The 25,106-nt window shown below is 42.8% G+C and carries 18 protein-coding genes and 2 pseudogenes; 7 read left to right on the top strand and 13 right to left on the bottom strand.

Annotated elements, in window-relative coordinates; genetic code table 11:
* Positions 1 to 468: 468 nt before the first annotated feature.
* Positions 469 to 2,208 carry a bifunctional UDP-sugar hydrolase/5'-nucleotidase gene (locus tag ACED60_RS01090; RefSeq protein WP_371726707.1) on the bottom strand — a complete coding sequence of 580 codons (1,740 nt, stop codon included), beginning with the start codon at positions 2,206 to 2,208 and terminating at the stop codon, positions 469 to 471.
* 238 nt (positions 2,209 to 2,446) lie between these two features.
* Between ACED60_RS01090 and ACED60_RS01085 the strand changes: the two genes are divergently transcribed.
* Complete coding sequence (locus tag ACED60_RS01085; RefSeq protein WP_371726706.1) at positions 2,447 to 4,219, top strand: DUF2813 domain-containing protein; 1,773 nt, start codon at positions 2,447 to 2,449, stop codon at positions 4,217 to 4,219.
* A gap of 197 nt (positions 4,220 to 4,416) precedes the next feature.
* Here the strand turns inward: ACED60_RS01085 and ACED60_RS01080 are convergent, their stop codons facing one another.
* On the bottom strand, positions 4,417 to 4,911 hold the full coding sequence (locus ACED60_RS01080) for a DUF1097 domain-containing protein (protein WP_102250468.1): 495 nt from the start codon (positions 4,909 to 4,911) through the stop codon (positions 4,417 to 4,419).
* Between the two features lie 203 nt (positions 4,912 to 5,114).
* Entirely contained in the window at positions 5,115 to 6,020 is a 906-nt protein-coding gene (locus tag ACED60_RS01075; protein WP_009845304.1) for a LysR substrate-binding domain-containing protein, read from the bottom strand.
* A 273-nt stretch (positions 6,021 to 6,293) separates the two neighbouring features.
* On the opposite strand from ACED60_RS01075, the gene focA reads away from it, so the two are divergent.
* The gene (gene focA / locus ACED60_RS01070) at positions 6,294 to 7,745 is read left to right on the top strand and encodes a formate transporter FocA (RefSeq protein WP_009845303.1); all 1,452 of its coding nucleotides are present in this window, start codon (positions 6,294 to 6,296) and stop codon (positions 7,743 to 7,745) included.
* A gap of 337 nt (positions 7,746 to 8,082) precedes the next feature.
* Here focA and ACED60_RS01065 read toward each other — a convergent pair whose 3' ends face one another.
* The 3 genes from ACED60_RS01065 to ACED60_RS01055 all read right to left on the bottom strand — a co-directional run bounded on the left by ACED60_RS01065 (position 8,083) and on the right by ACED60_RS01055 (position 9,618).
* The gene (locus ACED60_RS01065) at positions 8,083 to 8,652 is read right to left on the bottom strand and encodes a YceI family protein (RefSeq protein ID WP_029222775.1); all 570 of its coding nucleotides are present in this window, start codon (positions 8,650 to 8,652) and stop codon (positions 8,083 to 8,085) included.
* Positions 8,649 to 9,188, bottom strand: coding sequence for a cytochrome b (locus tag ACED60_RS01060; protein ID WP_371726705.1), 540 nt, complete (start codon positions 9,186 to 9,188; stop codon positions 8,649 to 8,651). Before ACED60_RS01060 ends, ACED60_RS01065 begins: the two co-directional genes overlap by 4 nt.
* A gap of 184 nt (positions 9,189 to 9,372) precedes the next feature.
* Entirely contained in the window at positions 9,373 to 9,618 is a 246-nt protein-coding gene (locus ACED60_RS01055) for a DUF2164 domain-containing protein (protein WP_017059821.1), read from the bottom strand.
* Positions 9,619 to 9,907: 289 nt separating this feature from the next.
* Here ACED60_RS01055 and ACED60_RS01050 point away from each other — a divergent pair, with 289 nt between their 5' ends.
* Entirely contained in the window at positions 9,908 to 10,543 is a 636-nt protein-coding gene (locus ACED60_RS01050) for a hypothetical protein (RefSeq protein WP_009845296.1), read from the top strand.
* 570 nt (positions 10,544 to 11,113) lie between these two features.
* A complete protein-coding gene (locus ACED60_RS01045; RefSeq protein ID WP_371726704.1) occupies positions 11,114 to 11,851 on the top strand; it encodes an EAL domain-containing protein in 738 nt (245 codons plus the stop codon).
* A 223-nt stretch (positions 11,852 to 12,074) separates the two neighbouring features.
* Here the strand turns inward: ACED60_RS01045 and ACED60_RS01040 are convergent.
* The 3 genes and pseudogenes from ACED60_RS01040 to ACED60_RS01030 all read right to left on the bottom strand — a co-directional run.
* Positions 12,075 to 15,133 (bottom strand): annotated as a pseudogene (locus ACED60_RS01040) (efflux RND transporter permease subunit).
* Complete coding sequence (locus tag ACED60_RS01035) at positions 15,130 to 16,185, bottom strand: efflux RND transporter periplasmic adaptor subunit (protein ID WP_371726702.1); 1,056 nt, start codon at positions 16,183 to 16,185, stop codon at positions 15,130 to 15,132. Before ACED60_RS01035 ends, ACED60_RS01040 begins: the two are co-directional and overlap by 4 nt.
* Before the next feature lie 7 nt (positions 16,186 to 16,192).
* Positions 16,193 to 17,272 (bottom strand): annotated as a pseudogene (locus tag ACED60_RS01030) (efflux RND transporter periplasmic adaptor subunit); the annotation flags it as partial.
* A 149-nt stretch (positions 17,273 to 17,421) separates the two neighbouring features.
* Between ACED60_RS01030 and ACED60_RS01025 the strand changes: the two are divergent.
* On the top strand, positions 17,422 to 18,153 hold the full coding sequence (locus ACED60_RS01025) for a TetR/AcrR family transcriptional regulator (RefSeq protein ID WP_371726701.1): 732 nt from the start codon (positions 17,422 to 17,424) through the stop codon (positions 18,151 to 18,153).
* A gap of 170 nt (positions 18,154 to 18,323) precedes the next feature.
* Here the strand turns inward: ACED60_RS01025 and ACED60_RS01020 are convergent, their stop codons facing one another.
* The 3 genes from ACED60_RS01020 to ACED60_RS01010 form a co-directional block, all read right to left on the bottom strand.
* The gene (locus tag ACED60_RS01020) at positions 18,324 to 19,595 is read right to left on the bottom strand and encodes a DEAD/DEAH box helicase (protein WP_135384314.1); all 1,272 of its coding nucleotides are present in this window, start codon (positions 19,593 to 19,595) and stop codon (positions 18,324 to 18,326) included.
* 57 nt (positions 19,596 to 19,652) lie between these two features.
* A complete protein-coding gene (locus ACED60_RS01015; RefSeq protein ID WP_032555041.1) occupies positions 19,653 to 20,264 on the bottom strand; it encodes an ACP phosphodiesterase in 612 nt (203 codons plus the stop codon).
* A 194-nt stretch (positions 20,265 to 20,458) separates the two neighbouring features.
* Positions 20,459 to 20,587 carry a hypothetical protein gene (locus ACED60_RS01010; RefSeq protein ID WP_017059831.1) on the bottom strand — a complete coding sequence of 43 codons (129 nt, stop codon included), beginning with the start codon at positions 20,585 to 20,587 and terminating at the stop codon, positions 20,459 to 20,461.
* A 447-nt stretch (positions 20,588 to 21,034) separates the two neighbouring features.
* Here ACED60_RS01010 and ACED60_RS01005 point away from each other — a divergent pair, with 447 nt between their 5' ends.
* The gene (locus ACED60_RS01005; protein ID WP_371726700.1) at positions 21,035 to 22,258 is read left to right on the top strand and encodes an aromatic amino acid transport family protein; all 1,224 of its coding nucleotides are present in this window, start codon (positions 21,035 to 21,037) and stop codon (positions 22,256 to 22,258) included.
* A gap of 148 nt (positions 22,259 to 22,406) precedes the next feature.
* The gene (locus ACED60_RS01000) at positions 22,407 to 23,831 is read left to right on the top strand and encodes a methyl-accepting chemotaxis protein (protein WP_009845230.1); all 1,425 of its coding nucleotides are present in this window, start codon (positions 22,407 to 22,409) and stop codon (positions 23,829 to 23,831) included.
* Between the two features lie 442 nt (positions 23,832 to 24,273).
* Here ACED60_RS01000 and ACED60_RS00995 read toward each other — a convergent pair whose 3' ends face one another.
* The gene (locus ACED60_RS00995; RefSeq protein WP_371726699.1) at positions 24,274 to 25,002 is read right to left on the bottom strand and encodes an HAD-IA family hydrolase; all 729 of its coding nucleotides are present in this window, start codon (positions 25,000 to 25,002) and stop codon (positions 24,274 to 24,276) included.
* Positions 25,003 to 25,106 lie beyond the last annotated feature (104 nt).

Below are 25,106 nucleotides of genomic sequence, written 5' to 3'. Positions count from 1 at the left end.
AGCCTAACGAGATGACGACATGTAAACTTGCGCTAACTACTCCCCAAACGCGTGGATAATATTCCCCTATTTGTATTTCGTCTATTAAAATTTGCACTAGAAATACAAAAAAGGAGCAAATACTCCTTTCTTATTGATGCCACCCTGTCAAATAGACACTCGAATTGATTCTAAGAATAAATCCGCTAACCAAATTCACGATGGCACTGCGTAGTTACACTGCAAAACGATCAAGTAATAATTCTGCGCAAATTACAATCTTGCGTAAATTACAATCCTGCCGTCGGTATCAAATACACTAACGCAGACCAAACCGATACCCAACCAACCACCGCTACTGCATCTAACCAATCTTTCTTATCCATGCTTATCTCCACAAGAAGTGTGACCTGCAGGAATAAAGCATAAACAGTGCCAAATTTATAAACAGCTAGAACTAATAATGTTAAGTGCAAGCATTGACGCTGGCTATCTAAAACACTCCATGCAATTCAGCGGTTCATTGTGTTTAAGAGATTCTGGGTATTCTTGTAGAAACTCGATAAAACAGTCTGCCATAGAATCGGTCGTCACCACGCCATCACCTATCATATCTAAGACGGCGTTATAGCCCTCTTTTCCTTTCATGGTGTAGGCTGACGACGCGCCTCGGTAAATTCGATCGCGAGACACAGGCTGCCAACCGGATGTTTCAGAGTGTATTTCTAGATGATGAATCCTATGTCCTAAGGGTGCTTCTTTGTGATAACAAAATCTCAAGTTATGAGTATAAGGAAAGCTGCCAGAACCCGTGCCCACAACACCATTATCCAATGCATTGTTGATTGCTCCTTCGAGCATGCCTGCGATCGTTTCACCTTTTACGTCATACACACCAATGGGTACGGCAAACGGTAGTAGTTTTCCGGCAATATCGGCAACGGATACATCACCACTATTGAGTGAATTTCGCACTCCACCAGAGTTGTGGATAGCAAACTCAACTTGATGCCCTTTCTTATTCATCAAGTAGTGAAATGATTGAGCAACCAACGGAGCAAGCTGACTTGGACCTTTCTCATCTGGGATCCGAATATGGCGCAGTGTTGTGTCTGCATGAGCAATCACTTGTTGTTGAAGTTTTCGAACTCTCGGCTGGTATTTATCCGTCAGAATGCTCTGTAGCTCAGGATCTTTCTTACACACTGCAATATTAGGGTGATTATTCAAAAACTCACACGCCATATCATGAGCGTCGTCTTGCCCGACTTCACTTAGCTTTGCATCTATAAACAGTCGACGGCCTAACAGCAGTTCGTTCTTACCGTTGAAGTGAGTCACTTTACCTTCAGCATCGAACTCGATTTCGCAGTGTCCTAGGCTCATGGCGTGGAAACCCGCTTGCACAACATAGGTGTCACCGATTTTCACGCCGTAATCATCATCTTTAACTAAGCCAATATCAGAGAAATCACCTTGTAAGCGATGACTATGACCACCAACAATGACGCCAATACCTGTTACGTTGGCTGCTAATTCTAAATCAGCTTCGTAACCAAGATGGCTAAGTAACACAATCTTGTTGATACCAGCTTTATGAATCTGCTCAATGGTCGCTTTTGCTGTTTCTAAAGCATTTTCAAATGGTGTATCGATATCTGGATTGGCAATGCCTGCCATCTTGTCGATGCTTAAGCCGAATATTGCAACCTTCTCGCTATCAAACTCTTTCGTTATAAAAGAAGCACTTCGCGTTTCAGTCAGATAAGGCTTAACAATTTCGTTGTCCGCTAAGGTATGAGTTTTATTGATATCCTCATTCGATAGATTCCAGTTACCGGCCAACAGTGGGAATTTGATTCTTTTAGCGAAAATCGCAACGGGCTCATTACCCATGTCTAGCTCGTGATTGCCGAGCGTCATGGCATCTATATTAAGGGCGTTCAACAAATCGGCGTTGGCTTTTCCCTTGAATAAAGAAAAGTACAAAGTGCCCTGGAAGCAGTCACCAGCATGCAGGAACAGGGTTCCAACCTTCTGACGCTGGGCATCTTGTTCTATTTGTTTGAAGCGTGTTGAAATTCGAGCAAAGCCACCAGTACTGACATAAGGTTCAATGATGTGGTTGTTCATTTTAAGTGATAGCTGTAACGAGGTTGGTTCAAAGTATGAGTGGGTGTCGTTGATGTGTGCCAACACTATTTTTGTCGGCTTATTCTTTTTAGTCATATTTTCTTCTCTCTTTGTCCCTTCATACTAGGTCGAGAATCATGACAGAATCGTGAATTTTATGAAACTGCACTGCAAAAAAATACTCGAGATAGATCGAAAATCTCATTTTGCACCGTATAAATAAACAACGGGTTTTGTGACAGGTGAGCATACCAGATTTGTGTTTTTCGATTATGATTAAAGATATCTGTTAGCTTTCAAACAATTAGCAGAGCCTTCCGTTAGGAGTAAGCCTATGCAACTAGAAAGAATCGAGATTTCTGGCTTTCGAGGTATTAAGCGCATGTCTCTTGCGTTTGATGAGCTAACCACGCTTATTGGTGAAAATACTTGGGGTAAGTCTTCATTATTGGATGCCCTTTCCGTCGTTCTCCCTTCAGACGGAGTTCCATATCACTTCGAAATGACCGATTTCCATGTCGATTACTCAGTTTCACATCCACAGTCTCAACACCTTCAAATTGTTCTCGCATTAAAAGCCAACGATAAAAGTGAGCTAAATGCAGGACGTTATCGCAAACTCAAACCGGTGTGGGTTCAAGACGAGTTTGGTGTTTTTCGTATCTATTATCGAATCAGTGCCACGTTAGAACAATATGAAACGACCACACACTATGCATTTTTGGGGTTGGACGGAAACCCTCTCAAGCTTCATCACTCAGAAAAGCTCGCTCAAGAATTAATGACGTTACACCCTGTAATTCGTTTGAGAGACGCAAGGCACTTCGATCGCCCTTTCAACGGCAATTCACTTAACCACAATGCTCATCTACCGGGTAATGTTAACACTAACACCGTTCATGCTAGTAACGGGCACGCTAATAATGTGAGTGGAAATGGTAACGGCCAGAGTCAAACAACCAATGGTAATGGCAGCAATGGAAACGGAAATGGGCGTCAGGCAAGGATAGAAAAACGCATCGACAACACCTGCCGTCGCCTTATGGCGATACCCGGACATGTTAATAAAGGTGAAATGCGCAGTAGTCTTGAGTCGATGCAAAGCTTAATAGAACACTACTTCTCATTTAAGAGTGTCTCACGTAAAAATCCGAGAAAACCGCGTGATGGGTTACTTTACTCAGCTGGTGCGAACGACAAGAGCATTCATCAATTGGTCGAAGAGACCAAAAACAAACAAACTCGCTTATTATTCATGGGGTTACTTAATGCCTATTTGCAAGCAAAAGGGCCAAATGACTTAAGAAGATGTGCTCGCCCTCTTTTGATCCTTGAAGATCCAGAAGGTCGATTGCACCCAACGCACTTGGCAAGGGCTTGGAGCTTGATGCAAAAGCTGCCCATGCAAAAAATCCTCACGACAAACAGTGGCGATCTACTCGCTGCTGTGCCGCTTCAATCGATTCGTCGATTGGTACGTCAGTCAGATAAAACCATAGCCAACCAGCTCAATGTGAACCACTTCAGCAAAGATGAACTTCGTCGAATTGGTTTTCATATTCGTTTTCACCGGTCCGGCGCTCTGTACGCTCGCTGTTGGTTGTTGGTAGAAGGTGAAACCGAAGTCTGGTTGTTTAACGAGTTAGCCAACCAATGTGGGTATAACCTTGCTGCGGAAGGCGTTCAAATTATTGAGTTCGCGCAGTCTGGTCTTAAAGCGCTCATTAAAGTAGCGCAAGAGTTTGGCATCGATTGGCACGTGGTGACTGACGGAGACGCTGCTGGTAAGAAGTATGCGGCGACTGTGCTATCTAAACTCGGTAATGATCAAGAACGACATCGCCTCACAGAACTGCCTGACAGAGACATCGAGCACTACTTGTATATGAATGGGTTTGAGAACTTTTTCAGAGACATGGTTAAGATTCCTTATGACCACCCTATTCCAGCGAAAAAAGTTGTGGCTAAAGTTCTCAAGAAACACGCAAAACCAGACCTGGCTTTAGCGATCGTGTCTCATTGTGAGAATCAAGGACAAGACTGTATTCCATTGTTGTTGAGATGGACTTTGAAACGCGTGATCACCATGGCAAACGGAAATACCTAGCTTCTTGCTTATCTGATAAGTGCTATTAGTTCTTCTGTTGATAATTTCTTGAATTGACTAAGGAACCAAAACCAAAAAAGGCACACCAAGTGGTGTGCCTGTATAAATCGATATACAAATTAATTGGGGGTTATCTTGCAAGAGTTCACAGTGACTAAACTAAGGTTAGGTTAACGAATTAAGGCTAGGTTAACGAATTAAGCCTTGGCTTGCTTAGCGTGTTGTTCAACCGCTTCCGAAGATTGAGTCGATTTTTCGTGAAGCCAAAGCCCCGTTGCTTTCATCAAGTATCCAAAGACACCACCAAGCAGTAAAGATGGCACGACAAGTTGCCAATCGCCGCCTGCTGCAAACGTCGCGCAGCAACCAATGAAGGTCCCTGGGATATAACCTAGCCACGCTTGTTTGGCTTGAATACACATAAAGAAAGCGACAATAGCGGTAATCATATAGCCTAATATCTCTAACCCTGCGAAGGTTGAGCTTTCGATAATCACCATTGCCCAGAATACACCTGTCATGTTGGTCAGTAAGCTGCCTGCTAGTCCTTTAACACCGCCCGTTGGCGAAGCAAAATAACTGGTGCAACCTAAGAAACCGGCCCATGACAGCAAGCCGAAAGAGATAGCTATCCATCCCCATAGACCTGACAAAATACCTGTTGTTAATGAAATCGCGACTAATGTACTCATACTATTTCTAAAGCCTAATTACGAAATTCATCGCACCGGATTTAGCCTCACTTAAAATCAAGTAAGCATATTATGGGAAGAACGCCTTCTTTTAGCCGATCATGATCACATTAATAATGTACGCGAATGTGCATTTATCACCAGATAGAGACCGGAATCGCTTATTCAACACATTAGGTTATCAGTATATTATCAAATTACCGTTATAGAACTGACGGTTTGCCTTTCATCATGCGCTTACCTTCTCGCTTAATACATTCAGCAAGTGGGTTTTCTGCCATATCCGCACGCCAAATAAACGAAAGCGTACGTTCCATTTCAAGCTCAGGAACATTCAAAGTAACGAGCTGGCCAGATTCAACAAACTGCTCGACATCGAGATAAGGTAAACACGTTAAATATGGGCCGTTTGCTACCAAACTTCTTAAAACAGGAACGTGTTCATATTCTCGCCAAACATCAAGATCACCAATTAAATGATGAATAGAGCTATCAAAAACTTTGCGAGTACCTGAACCATGTTCACGCAATACCCACTTCGCTTGTTCTAGTTGCGCCAAACTGACACGTTCACGCTTTGCAAATGGGTGATGAGCCGATGCAACCACCGTTAAATGGTCGGTACACCACACTTCTTGATGAACTCGGTTATCGTCACAGCGACCTTCGATAACGCCAAGGTCATATTGGTAATCTAATACGCCATCTATAACCGCATCGGTACTTTGTACACCAAGCGAGATTCGCATCTCAGGAAAGTCGTTATCAATAATACTGATGAGGTCTGGAACCAGGTGTTCTGCCGGGGTTTGGCTCGCACCGAGTTTGAGCTCTCCACTCAATAAATGCTGCTCGTAAAAACCCATTTCAATTTGCTGTGCATCTTGCAGTAAACGCTTCGCTTTTGGCCTAAGCCACATGCCCCAATGAGTGAGCGCCATTTGCTTGCCCTGCCTTTCAAACAAAGGCCTGCCGAGCATTTTTTCCAACTGTGCAAGAGACATACTTGTCGCCGACTGAGTCAATGCAAGCCTATCAGCTGCCTGACTTACGCTTCCCGAATCTGCTACCGCGTCAAAGACGGCGAGTTGCTTTAATGAATAACGCAAAATCTATCCTTAATTCTTTTAATAACTTATGTCCTGCTGCTCGTTTTTTGTTAAGCCGATGAGCAATCAATTTCATTCTACGCCTAACCAAATCTATATCAATATTTTTGATGTGGTTTCTAAAAATTATCAATTTTACCTCTACCCCCCAACACCCTAATCTGGAATGGCAGGACACAACGAGCCCTGCAAAACATTACTGATTAACCATTACGGATTAACCAAGTCATTAACACTAGGAATTACACATGACGGATTGTTCAAGGGGGGGATATGGCAACCAGCACTTCTGAAAATCAGCAACTGTTCTCGCCAACAGAAATGATGGCGGAAGCCGAGAAATTTGCATTAAGCAAAGCAAATAAAACCAGCAGCATGACATTGAGTTTGGCAATCATGGCTGGCGCATTCATCGGGCTTGCTTTTTTATTCTACATCACGGTGACCACAGGTAGCGCTGATGCAGGATGGGGATTAAGTCGCTTAGCCGGTGGTCTTGCATTCAGCATGGGGTTAATCCTGATTGTTATTTGTGGTGGCGAGCTGTTTACCAGTTCGGTGTTATCAAGCATTTCATGGGCTAATAAGCAGATAACCTTCACCAAAATGCTGTCTATCTGGGGCAAGGTATATGTAGGCAACTTTATCGGCGCCATGTTCCTACTGGCTTTGGTAAGCGCAGCAGGCTTATATCAACTGGATGGCGGGCAATGGGGCTTAAACGCTCTAAACATTGCTCAACACAAGCTACACCACAGCCCTGTTCAAGCTTTCGCTTTGGGTGTGCTTTGTAACTTACTAGTGTGTTTAGCAATTTGGTTAACGTTCAGCTCAGCTAACGCCATGACTAAAGCAATGATGACCGTATTACCCGTTGCAATGTTCGTTAGCTCAGGCTTTGAACACTGTGTGGCGAATATGTTCATGGTTCCATTAGGCATCACAATTCAAGCATTCGCACCAGAGAGTTTTTGGATGCAAATTGGCGCAACATCAGCCCAGTATGCAGACCTGAACATCATGAAATTTGTCACTGCAAACTTAATACCAGTGACATTCGGCAACATTGTAGGTGGTGCGGTATTGGTCGGCTTAGCCAATTGGAGTATCTACCGTCGCCCGCAGCTTAAAGCGGCAAAAATTACAGCAATAACTCAAACAACAGAAATTACGTCAGTTAAGGAAACCACTATGAACACTACAACTACTATCAAGCAAATCATGAACACTCAACCAATTACACTGAGCGTAGAAATGCCTACTTCAGTGGCGATTGATTCACTTTTAGATGCTCAACTTGTTAGCGCTCCTGTTTGCGATGTTGAAGGCCGCCTAGTAGGTATCCTCTCTGTTCACGACGTAATGGTTGACCTTTGGTGCCAAGACTACATTCCGACTAAAGGTCAGAAAGTGGTAGACCTAATGAGCCGTGACGTAGTGGCTATTGATGCAAACGACAAACTGGTCGATGTTGCTGAGTTCCTATGTATCGATAAAGAACAACTGTACCCGACAACAAGCATGGGCTATGCCACTCGCCTGACCTCTCTTTCTTTAGAAGAGCGTGCAAAAGCGATGAAAGTAAGCCAACCACATATGCTTCCAGTGCTAGAAAATGGCGTAATGGTCGGTGTGATGACTCGTACTGAAGTTATGCAAGCACTACGTCCAATCTATGGCGACCGCCTAAACGTGGTTCCAAAGGCTGAACTAGAAACGGCTTAACTAGCGACTGTTTACAAAGCAAGCGTTTCATTAGAAACAAAGCAACGAATCGTAGGCTGAACTATTAGGGATTAGTCGTTCAGCTAGATAACTCAGTCATTGCAACGTTGACTGGCAGAGGTAAATGGTGGCTTAAGACGCAGTAAAAGGTTTGACACAAAACAGACCTAAACGCGTGGCCATTTACCTCAATAAAAAAGGCGCAAAGTGAAAACTTTGCGCCTTTCTCTATATTCTAGCTGCTTTGCTACTTTCCATATTACTAAATAACCGGCTAACGCTGCCCTATCTCGTATCGACTAGGATTTTGATCTTTCTAAATATGTTGATAGCTAGATTACTTCTTTACACCTTCAACATGCAGATCCATGTCTACATAGCTTGAAGCGCCCATTACTGGGATATTGAAGTCAGCAAGCTCTAGACGAGTTGTACCAACGAAACCAGCACGCTCACCACCCCATGGGTCTTGACCAGCACCGATGAATTCAGCTTCGATAACGATAGGCTTAGTTACACCGTGAAGTTTAAGGTCACCCATAACTTCAAGTTTGCCGTCGCCTTTATCAACCACTTTTGTGCTGTTGAATGTCGCATCAGAAAACTTACCAGCATTGATGAAATCACCGCTACGGATGTGCTTATCACGCTCTGCGTGGTTTGAGTCAAGGCTAGTTGTATCAACCGTTACGTTGATTTTAGACGCTTCAACGTTGCTCTCATCAAATGAGAAGTCACCTGAGAATGTGTTAAAACGACCTTGGATAAAGCTGTAACCTAGGTGGCTAACTTTGAAGTTAACTGAAGCATGCGCACCTTTTGTATCAATCACGTAATCAGCGGCGTTCGCAGCGAAAGGCATTGCCATAGCAAATGCTAATCCTGTAGCGATAATTGACTTTTTCATTTTGAAGCTCCTATCATTTTTCGTAGCGTATCGTCTTTGTCGATAACGTGGTGTTTTATCGCCGCTAAGGCGTGCACTGATGCCATAATGATCAGTACCCATGCAGCATAGTAGTGAACCGTTCCTGCGAGATCAGATTGGTTTGCAAATAGTTCACCCATACTTGGTACAGTGAACCAATTGAATACCTCGATCCCACGGCCATCTGATGTCGAAATCAAATAACCTGAAATAAATAGAACCGCTAAGTTAATGTACATAAATCCATGAGCGATCTTCGCCCCTACAACTTCATAGCTTTTACCTTCCACATTAGGTGACGCGGTAACTAGCTTCCAAAGCAAGCGGATAATGGTAACGGCAGCCAAAAGAATGCCTACCGAACGGTGGTAGTCTGGTGCTGTTTTGTACCACTCACTGTAGTAAGAAAGATCAACCATCCATAGGCCTACACCAAATAGGCCAAATATTGCGAGTGCTGAGATCCAATGCATTGCTCTTGCTAAAGGATTGTAATTTTTGACGTTGTTGTTCATGCATCTCTTCCGAATGTTAACGTGTCGTGTAGTTTTGAAAAGCGTACCCTACACCAAGTTTGCGTAACATATTATTTACCAAGTTTTACATTAGTTACATCATTTCAAATTAAACGAGTTATTCAAAAATTTTGAACAAGTTGCTTTATGGACAAATTTCTTTGTCGAACAATCGCTTGCTGAGTTATATTTCAACGATTTGTTCAATTTCATAGAGCTCATCTGATATGTCTAACATCTTACGTTCCATAACTTTTTGAGCGTCTTCTATCCCCTTGTTGTAATACACGGCTCCAAACTTTTTACTGATGAAGTCGACTAAGAATTCAGTGTCGAACTGACCAAGCTCTACATCGAGCTCATCTTGTAGGTACTTTTGAAGTGTATGAGTGAGTTCGGATTTTTGCTTTGAATCTAATTGAATGGTCATGGGTGTTTCCAAATAAAGAGTATGTAGAACAATTGTGATTAGCCGACTAAGCTATAATTTCGTTAGCTCACTGCAACTCTGCCAATCAGTTCAAGTTTTCTAACTAGCTATAATTCCTCATAATTTAGTTTACAGACCAGTAGAGTGCCAGTGCTATCCATAAAATCGCTCAGTAATGGTTAATTTTGATAGAGGGATCAAGAACTCGCACTTTGACAATAGGTAATGGCGCCGAAATTACCGTACTATTGCCCATCAATAAGATAGCAACCGTGTATAAGAGGCTTCATTGTTATTAGATCTGGTGATTAAAAGCGTCAATCAGTTTCAAGACGATTGCTTGAAACTTTGTGAGCGTCATTACCCTACCGTACACAATCAAGGGATCAGTGAACATCACATAGGCAAAGCGTTTGCGAGACGAATGGAGCACACTTTCGTTAGCTTCAATCATGCAAGCAACGTAAGCCCACTAGAAATGCTCTCTTCTGGTGAAACGCCACGACACTTCCGAATCTCTTCTGAAATTGGTACCGTTTGGATGATTAGCCACCATATGGTGAGCGCAGGAAAGACTTGTCGTAAAAAGTTGATGCTGGACATTCATAACTGGCAGCAAGAGTACGGATTTGCCATTCAACCCAATGACCTATTGATCATTGTCTCCGACCATTGGATAAGTCGAAGCAAAAACAGTGGTGAACTCTTGCATTGGTGGATGGGGGAACTCCCAGACCAGATTAGCGACTACAGCCTACAAGGTATCACGCTAAGAGAGAGTGATACTCAATTCGCAGATGATTTAAATAGTAACTTCAAAATCAGTCCGTGTTTTATCCGATTCGCTCACCCGCTAAAACGCTCTGGAAATCAACAACTAGTTCGTAAATACCTGCAACTTTATGCGGTAATACAATGGCAGTAAAATACAAGCCAATTTTCAATTTGATATATAACGTAAATAATTATACCTACACTTTTATTTTATAAAATAACACCTATATTCTACACATTTATTATCCGGGTTCTCCAGTTTACTAATTAATAACTTAACAACCTCAATATTAATTTTGAGAGACAGACATCATTTTTGTGTAACCACGAAGATCTATTTATTTTATTATTTTGATACTCCCCCAGAATGTAAGCCTTTAACCATATTTATTTCAGGTGTATACGTGTTAAGGCTTTATATTGATAGGGTTGATATGATATAGGTTACTCAGACATCAAATTCACTGAACCTATAAAAAAAGCTAATCAATATATATCCTTGATGCATAATGACCTTTATCATCCTGATTTTTCGCTGACTTTAATTATTTAGATGTTACCGTGACAAATTAATTTTTATTAATTGACAATTTATCAACACCTGTCAATATTATGACAACTGTGATGTATATTCTCGTCACTGAATAAACACCTTTTATTAGCGATTATGATTTTATCAGACAGAAGTGAATTTATTAGTTGTATATCTGTGAATGCCGATATGCAGTTTATTGCGAAATACCAAGACTTAACACTTACAAGTGTCTACCAACCTATATTTGATTCTTCTTTGACTCAGATAGGCGTAGAGGCTTTGGTTCGTATTTCCAATTGTAAAGGTGATGTCGTTCGCCCAGATCACTTATTCCATTCAGACGAAACCTCATACACAGACAAAATCAACGTAGAGAGGCTGAGCCGAGCCATTCACATCCGTAACTTCGCACAATCGACGGTCCGTCACTTAAACCTTTTTTTGAACGTACTTCCAAACGTTGGTGAGTTGTTTGCCTCTGAAAAAGTAAAAGACACTCTGTTAGCTAAACGTCTTCACGAGCTTAACTTATCGTGCGAACAAATCGTCATGGAGTTGGTCGAACTTAATGTAGAGAGTGAAGAACGCTTAAAAAACGCGGCGCACTCACTTGCAGATAATGGTTTTCAAATCGCGGTTGATGACTTTGGAGCACAGGCGTCAACAGAGCAACGTGTTCGTCATATCACTCCTCATATCATCAAAATCGATCGCTCTGTGATGTTGGATTTTGAAAACGGTGATACTCAAAAAATGGAGTTAGTAGTTAAGCTTGCCAACCAAATCGGTGCAAAGAGGGTCATCGAAGGGATAGAAACCCAACAGCAACTGACTGCGATGCAAAGTTTAGGCTTCGATATGTATCAAGGCTATCACTTAGCCATGCCAAAGCCGATTGAGTTGGATATCCGCCTAGCAATCTAGAGTCTGGCCCCTATTCTCTAATATACCGGAAGCCGCTTTACCATTGGCTAACCACTTTTGTAATACCTATCTTTGAAAACGCTCCTTGTTAAGGCACGCATTGCTATCGCAACGTCCTCTTAGTTCGGCCCTATCTTTGTCTTGTTTTATCAAACCATATCCGTAAAAAAGCCCAGTCAAAATAGACCGGGCTGGCTTAAAAGAATCTGTTTTATATCAATCCCTAATAACCCGCAGTGGACGGTTTGATTCTATATAGAATGGCGAACATCACTGGTACTACTATTAGCGTTAGTACTGTAGCAAAGCCTAAGCCTGCCATGATGGTAATCGCCATCGAGCCGAAAAATGCATCGAATACCAAGGGAATCATGCCCAAGATAGTCGTTAGTGCTGCCATAGATACCGGTCGTACACGACTGATCGCGCTGTCGATAACCGCTAAGTATGGGTCTTTGCCTGTTGAGAGCTCAGTGTTTATCTGGTCAAGCAGGACGATACCATTTTTCAAAATCATGCCGCTTAAGCTCAGTAAGCCTAGGAAAGCCGTGAAACTGAATGGCATATTGGTACCTAACAGACCAATCGAAACACCAATGATAGAAAGTGGTACCGTAAACCAAATTACAAGCGGCTTACGAACCGAGTTAAACAGAAGCATGGTGATAATAAACATCAGCAAGTAACCCATTGGTAGTGAACCAAATAGAGATTCTTGTGCATCTTTAGAGCTTTCGTATTCGCCGCCCCAGCTGATGCTGTAGCCTTCTGGTAGAGCCAATGCTTCTATCTTTGGTTTAACACGCGCAAACAAGCTCGCTGGCGTTTCATCACCCAATACATCGTGGTCAGCCAGCACGGTTAACGTACGCTTTCTATCACGACGTTGAATCAGTGGTTCAGACCATTGAAGCTCTACACCATCAATCACTTGCTCAACTGGAATGTAAGTTTGTAGCGATGGGCTCCAAATTTTCACATTGTTCAGTGATTCAAAGTCAAAACGCTCTTCTTCAGGTAAACGCGCAACGATAGGTAACATATGAGTACCATCACGCAGTAAGCCGATGTTGTAGCCACCAAACGCCATTTGTAACGTCTCAGACAAATCAGTTTTTGATATGCCAAGGCGACGTGCCTTTGATTCGTTAAACAGTGGCACTAACTCTTTAGTGCGTTCACGCCAGTCGTGACGAACATTTCGTGAGCCTGGATCGGCAAGTAAAACGTCTTCGACTTCAACGGCAATACTACGCAATACTTGAGGGTCAGCACCGATAATGCGAGCTTCTATCTTCGAAGCTGGTGACGGACCAAATTCAATCAGTTTGAACTGGAACGTTGGTTGCTCAAATTCGTTCGCTAAGTCTTTGTCCAACTCAGCTAGAACCTTAAACATGGCGTCACGGTCAGTGGTTCTTACTTGTAACTGGCTGTACGCTTCATAGCTTTTCTCTGGTTGGTATGTCAGAGCGAAACGTTGCATGCCCTGCCCAACCGTTGTGGTTACAAACTCTACGTCGTCTTCTTGACGAATGTAGCTCTCAACCTTTTCAGTCTGCTTAATGGTTTCACGAACATCTGTGCCCTCTGGCATCCACATATCGACGTAAAACATTGGCGTGTTTGATGGTGGGAAGAACTGTTGCTTCACCATACCAAAACCAACAATCGAACCAGCTAGCATAGCAATCATACTGACGACAGTTAGCCATCGGAAGCGCAATGCAAATTTCAGAGACGCACCGAATACAACGAACAGAATACCTTTGTATGGGTCATCGTTCTCATCGACTTTATCTTCTTCTTTAAGCAGCATCTCGGCAAGGAATGGCGTGAGTGTTAGCGCCGTTACCCAGCTCAAGAACAATGAGAAACACAATACCCAGAACAATGAGCCCATGAACTCGCCCGTCGCATCTTTCGACAACCCGATAGGTGCAAAAGCGGTAATAGCAATAATGGTCGCACCCAATAGTGGCCATTGCGTTTGTGTCACGATGTCTTTTGCTGCTTGAAGCTTAGTCTTTCCTTTCTTTAAACCAACTAGAATACCTTCAACGACAACAATCGCGTTGTCCACCAGCATACCGAGCGCGATGATCAAAGCACCCAGTGAGATGCGGTGCAGTTCGACATCGTTGTAGTCCATAAGAATGAACGTACCGAATACGGTCAGTAGAAGGACTAAACCGATAATCAAACCACTGCGTAAACCCATTGCGAACAGCAGAACAATAATAACGATGGCTACCGCTTCAACTAGGCTGATTAAAAAGTCACCACTGATTTGTCTACTTCTTGCGCTTGGTTGTAGAAGTAGTTCAGTTCTACACCCGCTGGTTTAATACTTTCTAGGCGATCCAGTTCCGCATCCAATGCTTTACCTATTTCAACCACGTTTACGCCTGAAGAGAATGCAATACCTAGGTTAATCGCTGGTTTACCGTTGTAAGTTAATACATTGCCCGGTTTTTCTTGGATACCTCGAGTAACCTCAGCGACATCTTTCAAACGAATCAGGTTACCAATGTCACGACCATGAATGATTAGGTTTTCTAGCTCTTCAACTGTGCTCAGCGTACCGTTAGGTTTGATCGTTAGGCTTTGGCCATTCAACATTACCTCGCCTGCCGATACCACACTATTTTGTTGTGCTAACAGTGACGTTACCATCGACATATCTAAGTTCAGCGCTGCTAAACGCTCAAGTGACATCTCAACAAACAATTGCTCTTGTTGGTCACCCGCAATACTTACTTTGCCAACACCGTCAACCAATTCGATTTCACGCGTTAGGTAATCTGCGTACTGTTTTAGCTCGACATAATCGTAGCCATCACCGGTCAGCATGATCATCACACCAAATACGTCACCAAAATCATCAATGATCTGAACTGAGTTAACACCACTGGGTAGTGTTGGCTGTAGATCGTTGATTTTACGACGCATTTCATCCCAAATTTGGGGCAACTCGTCTGGACCGTAGTCCATCTTCATGCTGACCATAATTTGAGACATACCATTCGACGACGTTGAAGTAATCTTGTCGATATAAGGCAGCTGTCGTATCTCTTTTTCAAGTGGATACGTTAACTCTTCTTCAACTTCCATAGACGTAGCGCCGGGGTAAGTTGAAATAATCATTGCATCTTTAATGGTAAAAGCTGGGTCTTCTAAACGGGATAGGTTGCCAAAAGACGACACACCGCCAATGGCCAAAATGACTAGAAACAGCCAGCTGATTACTTTGTTTTTTATTGAATATTCTGCGATGTTCATTCTGCTTTTCCTGACAATTCGATTCCGTCACGGAGTTTTCTTAGATTCGAGTTTACGAGTCGATCACCTTGCTCAACACCATGAGCGATTAATGCGCCTTGGCCACTGATTTTGTCGACTTCTACTTCGCTTTTGAATGCTTGTCCGTCTTCCATTTTCCACACATAGAACTGATTAGCTTCAGAGCCCGCTACTAGCGTTGTCATTGGTAACTGGTAACCTTGAACATCACTCAGACCCGCTTTCGCCATATCCACATTGACCGTGACGCTCGTGCCCGGCAGAATTTCACTTTCAGGCTGCTGCATCTGCATCCAAAACTCGTAGGTACGTGATTGTGGGTGCAATTCGCTAGTGTGCTCTAGATACGTCAGTGGATATTGCCCTGTGTGACCGCCAAAGGTCGCCTCAGGACGATAGCTATTTGAACGCATGTCTGGACTGATCGATGCCAAGATCGAATCTGATACTTGAATTCGTACATACACCTTATCGTTCTGGTACACGCTTAATAGTGTTTCACCCGGTGTCGTGTTTTCGAAACGTTGCTTGTCCACCGTAGAAACTGTCCCGGAAAATGGCGCTAAAAGCTCTGTGTAACTTAGCTTGCGTTTTGCAGCCGCCAAATTCGCCGATGCCAGCTTATAGTTAGCCGTTAGTTGGTCTAACTCTGACTGCGACAACATCTTGCTACCAAACATCTCCGTACCACGGGCCAACTGCTTGCTCGCCAGTTTGAATTGAGAGTTAGCATCAGTCAGATCTTGGAGATACGTCGCGTTGTCTAAGGTCGCAAGTAACTGGCCTTTTTCGACGTTGTCACCGGCTTCTACCAAGACTTGTTGGATTTCGCCTGCGAGCTTAAATGCCAAGGGGGTCAATTCAGCGGGCATTACCTGTCCATTAAAACTTCTGAACTGATCAGTCAGCGGCGCGCCAACGTCAAAGGTAGAAACCAATAAAGGCGGTTGTTCACGGTGTACAGCTTCATTGTTACAGGCTTGAAGTAACAAAACCGACGCGACAACAACTGATAATTTTAAAAGGTTCATTAAATACCCCCTCACGAAGCCAAGCTTTTACTTGCTGTCCGCCAGATAACACATCCACACCTGCTTCAACGATAAGATCACCAGAAGAAAGACCTTCTATAACTTTACCTTGCTCATCAAGCAGGACTTGTACTTTAGAAATCGATCGAGAGTCTGGGTTATAGCGCCATAGCTCGCCATGGTCAGCTTGTTTGGTTAGCCAAGCTGAATCAACAATGCCAATACCGTAGTCTGACTTACTCTTCTGAACTTCAACTTGCGCTGTCATTCCAGAAAGTAGATTGATGCCTACCGGCTTGTCGATAGATACAACCGCTTGGTAGCTGTTGGTGTCTTCATCTGGTTGTGTAGAGATCTCTCTAAAACGCGTTGGGATACGAATACCGCGGTGGCTATCCATTACAACCCACATGTTTGAGCTCGTTAGGTCTTGAATAGAACGGTCTTCAAGCTTAGATACCGGAATAGAGAACGTCACATCCATTTCACTGTGATTCAAAATATTAAGAACTGGCTGCTTTTCAGCAATTAACTGATATTGCTTACCAAACACCATCGATACCACGCCATCGAATGGAGCAACTAATGTGGTGTAACCAAGGTTTGTTTTTGCTTGTTCCAACTCAACGTCAGCGGCAGTAAAGGTGTTGACGGCTTGGTCGTAGTAATCGGTACTGACTAACTTTTTCGAATACAACTCAGAAGCTTGCTTGTATTGGCTGTTCGCCAAGTCAAATTTAGCTTGAGCTGCATCAACGGCAATACGGTAATCCGTCGCGTCTAATACGGCTAGCACCTGACCTTTCTTAACTTCTTGTCCCATACGAACATCGAAAGCTTCGATATCGCCACCCACTTGAAATGAAAGCGCAGCACGGTCGGTTGCATCCACTTTTGCGATAAAACTATCAAGCTCGATATCTGCCTGCAGAGGAATCTCAAATAACTTTACAGGCTTGATTACCTGCTCATTTTCCTCTGACTGAACTTTGTTACATCCAGTTAGAGAGCCTGCGAGCAATAGTGCGGCAATAACCGCGCCCGTACGCTTGGTCGGTATCGCTTTGATAGACAAATTGGATTGCATGATGCTTCTCCATTTAATTATTATGATTTATTACACAGGTGGGCAGTATATTTATTATTAAAGAATTCTCAAGCTTTACTTTCCACCTGTGCAGTATTTTTTATTTCAAGGAAAACAGTGTAGAATGTGGTAATCAGGTAAATGTAGAAATGAAGATGACTGAAAAGAAACAAGGCAGAAGAAGCGCGAAAGACGCTGAAGAGACGAGATTTTTGATCATGGGTGTAGCTGCGGATATGTTCTGTGAGCATGGTTATGACAGGGTTTCTCTTCGTAACATCAGTGAGAAAGCAGGCGTATCTCATAGCCTTATTCGCCACCATTTTGGTAGCAAAGAGAAAATCTGGCATGCTATAAGTGATTGTTTACATGATTATTTTCAGTCATACATTGCTAAAATCGTAGAAGAGTTACCAAAAGGCGTCGCGCCAAATATTACTATCTATTTATTCAGTATGCGCCTCTTTAGCAACATGATTCACTCACGCAAACCGATGCAACTTATCACCGACTCTGTTCGCCAAAAAGACAACTTGGTCGATTACTTTATCGACAATGTTGGTGATATCGAAAAACAAATTAATATGTTGGCAGATGAATATAATGATGCGAATCCAGATAATTTGATCAACATTTATGAAATTAAATGGCAAATGATCATGTATGCGCACGGAGCGGTATGCCTTACTCCTTTCATGGAAAGCACATGGAATGAAGGCGACATGCAATCGACACCTGAAGAAGCATTGTTAAATCATTGGCAATTGTTCAACAAGCAAATGATCAGCACCTTCAATATCACTGATGAATGGGTATTGAATACAAGTTCGATTGAAGAACTTATTTATGAAGTCCCTTGTGTGTGGAAATGTGAACACTAGCAAAACAAACACTAAAATCGCGGCTTCAAGTTTCACGCTTAATGCTTAATGCTTAAAACGAAAACGAAAACGAAAACGAAAATGCCCCGCTACTGAATATATCAGTAGCGGGGCATTTTTATGTCTGAGTGAGTCTGCCTATGTTTTAAACGATTCAACCAGTAGCAGGTTTAGCGACGCGCTTTACCGCGATTTTGATGAATCTTAAGTTTCGCTTTCATCTTACGTTTTTCTGATGAACGACTTTTACTGCGACCACCTCGATCGGGGGCTATATCTTTTTCTAGGCTTGGTTCAAAACCCTCTAGCCACTCTTGAGGCAAGCGAGTATCAAGTAAGCGTTCAATGTCACCCAGAAGATAAGCTTCATCTTGGCTCATCAAAGAGATCGCTAAACCACTGTTGCCAGCACGGCCAGTACGACCAATACGGTGAACGTAGTCTTCCGCTTTGAATGGCATATCGTAATTCACAACTTGTTCTAGCTGCTGGATATCAATACCTCGAGCTGCCACGTCGGTTGCAATTAGCGCGCGTACTTTGCCTGATTTGAAATCATCCAGTGCTTTTTGGCGCGCACCTTGGCTCTTATCACCATTGATTGATGCCGCTTTAATGCCATCTAGCTTAAGCTCTTTAACTAGAGCATCGGTACCCTGCTTAGTCTTAGTGAACACCAACACTTGTTGCCAGTTCTTTGAGCCAATCAAATAAGCCAATAATTCACTCTTGCGCGATTTATCAACGGGATAAACCATCTGGGTAACGGTGTCAGCGGTGCTGTTTTTTGGCGTCACTTGAATTTCGCTTGGCGACTGCATCATTCGATGTGCCAGAGCTTTAATTTTGTTATCAAACGTCGCAGAGAAGAACAGAGTCTGTCGCACCTCATTCATACGAGAAAGAATGCGTTTGATATCAGGCATGAAACCCATGTCTAGCATGCGGTCTGCTTCATCCAGTACCAACACTTCAGAGTGGCTCAACATGATGTTCTTAGTGAACATATGGTCGATAAGACGGCCCGGAGTCGCGACAAGAATATCAGCTCCCCCGCGTAGGTTTTCAGTTTGAACCTTCATACTAACGCCGCCGTAAGCCACCACGACTTTGATGTCGGTGCCCTTTGCGTAGCTGGTTACGTTATCGAAAACCTGTTGCGCTAGTTCACGTGTTGGTACCAACACAAGCGCACGAACTAGCTTCGGGTTTGGAATAACGTTGTCTTTTGTCTCGATTAATCTTTGGATAATGGGCAAACCAAATGCGGCCGTTTTACCTGTACCCGTTTGAGCACCAGCCAATACATCTTTGCCTTCTAATACCAATGGAATCGCTTGTTCTTGAACACTGGTAGGAGCCGTAAAGTTAAGCTCTGATAGCGTAGCAAGAAGATGCTCAGATAATCCTAGTTGGTTAAAAGATTTTGTAGATTCAGACATAGTATGATGCTCAAAGATTAAATAGGCGCGGATTGTAGCAAACCTGCATTACGCTGTTTACCTTTCCTTTTGATTTTTCTTCATTTGAAGCGAATTAAACTGCTTCGCTTCTTCTAAAACACTAGGATAAAGCTCATTAAAGTGACACTGCAACGTGTTGTAGTGCTGTTCTAGGTCGTGATAGCAAGACTTAAGCATCCCAAGCTTTGGCCGTCTCAAAGCCATGCGTTGCAATACCACCTCAATGGAAGACATGTCTTGATAACTTAGCAACCAACGTTGTTCTGCCATTTTCTGGTGAACAGTAATGAAGTGCTCAGGCCAATGAGGCTCTTGGTGTTCAAAGATCTGTTGATGGCTGTCTACGCAAAAGCGCTCAAGTGATTGCGTTGAGAACTGAGCCCAATGATTGGCTAAGCAGTGATCCCAAAATACATCGAGTGCGATAGGTGCAAAGCGTCGTGTTTGGTGTGAGAAAAGCGATTTTGCAGAACGAGACACATCATGATGATCAGTATAGCTATCAACGAATCGATGAAGTCTTATTCCGTCTGAAAGTGAGTTTGAATAATATTTACTAGGATCGCCTTTAACGAAGTCACCTAACAGATTACCCGCTAAGTTACTTTTACAATGCTTGGCGATGTGGAGGTGTGCGAGAAAGTTCATTGAACCTCATTAAAGTATCGAGAACTAAGTAACATGGTAAACGTACTCGTTTATCTTCGCGAACTTTAATGAGGATAGTTTTGTTATGACGCGTGAGCGAATGAGATTTGCTCAGTTTAAAAATTGTTTAATTTGAGAACGTTGAACTACAGAAACCTTTAGTTCAGTAAAACCTAATTAAAGATCTTAAAAACTTAGTTCGAAGACTTGAAAAGCTCTTCTGCTAATTGTTTAACCGTCTGTTCATAGTCAGATAAATCGATACCAATTTCCATAGCATCTAACAACTCTAGACTTTCGTCATTATAAGATTGGTCACTCATAGTGCCCCCTCTATTCCTTGGTGTGGACATGTTGTCCGATTAACTAGTGCACCATCTTGGACTTAAATTATGTCACTTTGATGAACGCACTCTACTCTACCCATTCCATATTTATAGCTTGAAGCTACTCGCGATCATTAGCGCTTGTTTACGCTAAAGGGGCATACGCGAACGACATATGTACTGCCACCTTACACCAATTACAACAAATTACCCTATAAATTTTGAAGCAAATCACACTCAAACGTTTGCTTAAGCATTTTTAATTCCTTATGCACCAATCACTGTACGAATTTATATACAGTGGATATTTTTAATTACATTAAACATTGCATTTGGAATTAAACTCAATCAAGATACTTAAAAATCGAGATATTCTTTGGGTTTATTCTCTTAGACCAGAAGAAATACAACGAAAACCCACCCTAACGTAAAGAATTATATACAATGAATAAATCAAAGGTTTTTGGTAGTACTTTGATCATTGCAGGCACAACCATTGGTGCCGGCATGCTCGCTCTTCCACTCGCATCTGCAGGAATTGGCTTTTCAACCTCACTATTTCTAATGCTTGGCTTATGGGCTCTAATGGCCTTCACCGCATTATTAATGGTAGAGCTTCATCAATTCGCTGAATCGGACGCAACTCTACACACGTTAGCTCACACGATTTTGGGAACGAAAGGAAAGTGGATCGCAAGCTTCGCCGTGATGTTTCTTTTCTACGCTTTGTGTGCCGCATACATTGCAGGTGGCGGTGCGCAGTTTAACCAACGTATCTCGGATATCGCAGGGATTGAACTCAATGGTCAAGTCACCACACTCCTATTTACACTCTTAGTTGCGGGAGTTGTGACGATTGGTACACACAGTGTTGATAAAGTTAACCGCGTTTTATTCGGGCTTAAACTGATTGCGATGGTACTGGTACTCAGTTTCCTTGCACCAAACATCACCTCTCAATACCTAATGAGCATGCCTTTGCAGCAAGGCCTGATTGTTGCTGCGATACCGGTTGTGTTTACCTCTTTTGGTTTCCACGGCAGCATCCCTTCAATTGTTCGATACCTGGATGGTGACGTTCGCTCATTACGTAAGGTGATGATTATTGGCTCTGCACTGCCTTTGGTCATCTATGTTTTCTGGCAGAGTGTTACGTTGGGTGTGATTAGCCAAGAGCAATTATTGTCTGATACTAGCTTGGGTGCGCTTCTAGTCTCACTATCGAAAACTGTTCATCAATCAAACTTAAGCTTGATCGTGGGTGTCTTTGCTGACCTTGCACTTCTTACTTCTTTTATTGGCGTGAGCTTGGGGTTATTTGAATTCATGGGGGACTCTCTAAGCAAGAAACTAGGCAATGCTAAACGCGTTAAGACGGCCGCTATCACTTTTTTACCACCATTAGGTTTTGCCTTGTTCTACCCACAAGGTTTTATCATGGCTTTGGGTTACGCTGCCATTGCACTTTCAGTGCTCGCAATTCTGCTGCCGACAGTAATGGTATACAAAGTTCGTTACACAGATTTATTAGTAAAACCTCACGCTACAGAATCAACTTACCAAGTGTTAGGTGGAAGCAAAGCGCTGTTTTTAGCGGGTAGCGTTGGCGTGTTTATCATTGCAATTCAAATCCTTATTTCAGTAGGGTTATTACCATCATTAAGCTAATAAACCCATCGAGAGCAAAAATACTTGATTGATGTCTCATTAACGATATATTGCTGTCATGAATTTTCATAATTAATCGATCGGAATCACATTTTTATTAAGGTCGGTTATTTAGAGTCCACGGTAAAGGATTTACCGTGGAGTTTTTATGAAAGAAGTACAATTTAGAACGATAGACAAACTGTTTATTAAAATGTCTATTAACGACAAGTTTTGGGTCATTTTCTTGATCTTTTTCGCCGCTGTAGCAAGCCTCGCTGGCTTCAACTATGTCAACAAGCTAGAACAAATTGACGCAAGTGCAAAACAGCAGGTTGAGTTTCAATTGCAAGGCATTTTATCAGCGTCAGATTCCCCAGCTTCGGTTCGTTCTGTTAGCCAACAAACACGCCTTCAAGAAACCACTATTTCAAACACGGGTTCGGTGACTGCTACGGCACTGGCACAAGATGGCAACTACTACTCTCTTACCGTTTCAACTACTGATACACAGAACCAAAAGCAGCAAGCTCTGTACACATTATTACTCAGTCTTTTATGGTGTTTGCCTTTTGGTCTTTTCTGTTACTGGGTTGCAACCTTCCTAGGAGGCGCACTTTGGGTTCTTTACTCAACCACTCAAAAGATTGGTGATGGTGATTTAACATCTCGCCTTGGCTTCCATCCAGGCCGAGATGAGTTTGGTACGATTGGTTGCGCCCTTGACCGTTCAATGGATACGCTAAGTGAACTAGTCAATAACGTAAACCAAAACGCAGCGACACTGAGTGAAACGTCAGCTTCTTTCGAAAAAGAGATGAAGCGTAGTGAAACACAGATTATGAGCCAGAATTCATCTCTAGACTCTGTTGCAACGGCAATGGATCAGATGACGGCATCAGCGAATGAAGTATCTAATATCTCTGCGCGCTCTACAGAGCAAGCGGAGCAAGATGCTCAACAAATCAATGATAGCCATGCTATGGTTCAGCAAGCAATCTCAGAGATAACCACCCTTTCTTCTTTGATTGAGCAAACCTCGTCTTCTGTTACGAGCTTGAATGTAAATACAAGCCAAATCAACGAAGTCATCACCACGATCAACGCAATTTCTGAGCAAACCAACTTACTTGCGCTAAATGCCGCGATTGAAGCAGCTCGTGCGGGTGAACAAGGTCGTGGTTTCGCCGTTGTTGCTGATGAAGTAAGAACGCTTGCTAGCAGAACTCAATCCGCTACAGTTGAGATCCAAACGATGATTGAACGCTTACAGCAAGAGAGTCAAAATATTGCTAAGATCACGGTGCAAACGGTTGATCAAGCGCAAACCAGTAGCCAACTCATTTCACATATCGGTGATGACGTAAACTCGATTGCAGATTCCGCACAAGCGCTAATGGACATGAGTCTACAAATAGCAACGTCAGCTGATGAACAAAGCAACGTAGCGAATACCATCGCTGCTGAGCTTAATGATATACGAGGCCAATCAGACGTAATCAAAGATGTCGCTCAAAACTCTTCAAAGGGCGTATCTAAGCTGACTGAAGCATCGGTTTCTCTGTCTCAAACTTTGGCAAGATACCGCACTTAGCACTTAGCTATCAGCTATTTGCACTTAATGTTTAATGCTTAATGCTTAATGCTTAATGCTTAATGCTCAGAATTAAGAACAAACCTAAGAAGGACTCATATAGAGTCCTTCTTTTATTGGTGTTGATTAATAATCATGGCAAATCCATACTCCTCAGTTATTAACATGAAGTAAGTCGCAAAGGAGGGATTAAGAGGAGCCAAAACTGTCTAATAATCGAGCTTAGGGGTAATCTATTTGAACGGGTCTTATTTTCGCTTACCCTTTTGCTGCAGGTGACACATAATGAATAAAACAGATGCACCATACACCGACGACATCACATGCCCTTTATGCCAACATGACGAATATCTACTTTCAGAAAGTGGAGAGAAGTTCACTTGTGCTGCATGTGGTTTCCACACAACACAATTAAGCAAAGTAGTCAGCCTTCAATTAGGCTCTACCCCACCAAAGCTCCAGAGTGCGGTATACCACCACTTGAGCAGCGCTTGCCATTAATCCAAATCGATATTTCTTCCAAACTGTAAATATCCTGAGCCGCTAGCTCTGCTATGTCGGCTTCGGTATTATCACTCAATGAACCTTCAAACGTTGGTCGCAATCTAAAAGATTGAATACCCGCACGAACCCCTGCTTCAATGCCTTTCACCGTGTCATCAACATAAATACATTCGTTTGGTAAAAAGCCCATATTCATTGCGGTATACATGATCAGGTCGGGCTCAGGTTTCCAGCTATTGGCATCAAAAGCTGAAAATACTTTGCCTTTGAAGTCGTCGAGCATTCCTGTCATTGCCAATGAAGATTCAACTCGAGATTTAGGCGCATTGGAAGCGATACAAAACTCAATGTCTCGTTGCTTGAGGAATTCAATAAGCTCAATAGCACCATCCATCGGCTTTAAATGGCGTTGGAACAAGGCTTCTAATTCAGTGCGATAAAGCGGCTCGAGTGTATCGATGGAGATAGATAGCCCTAAACGTGCTTGCGTATCCATTAAGATGTCAGCTAGCTTCCCACCTTGAAAGTGCACATAGCAGTCATTAACGCTTAACTTAGCCCCAAAGCCAGAAAACACATTCACTAAGGCTTGGCAACACAGCTTCTCGCTATCGATGAGTGTTCCATCACAATCGAAAATTACACATTTAGTTTGTTCTAACCGCATAGCTCTCTCACTCGCATTGAATTCAAGTTTTATCCTATAGTGTTCTTTCAATACGCGTGATGATTAAGGTAACACTTTACCTATCGGCCCTTATTTCTCTACGC

The sequence above is a fragment of the Vibrio sp. 1F279 genome (assembly GCF_041439815.1).
Lineage (GTDB): Bacteria > Pseudomonadota > Gammaproteobacteria > Enterobacterales > Vibrionaceae > Vibrio > Vibrio tasmaniensis_A.
The sequence above is the reverse complement of the archived record's forward strand: the minus strand, read 5'-3'. Positions and strand labels throughout refer to the sequence as shown.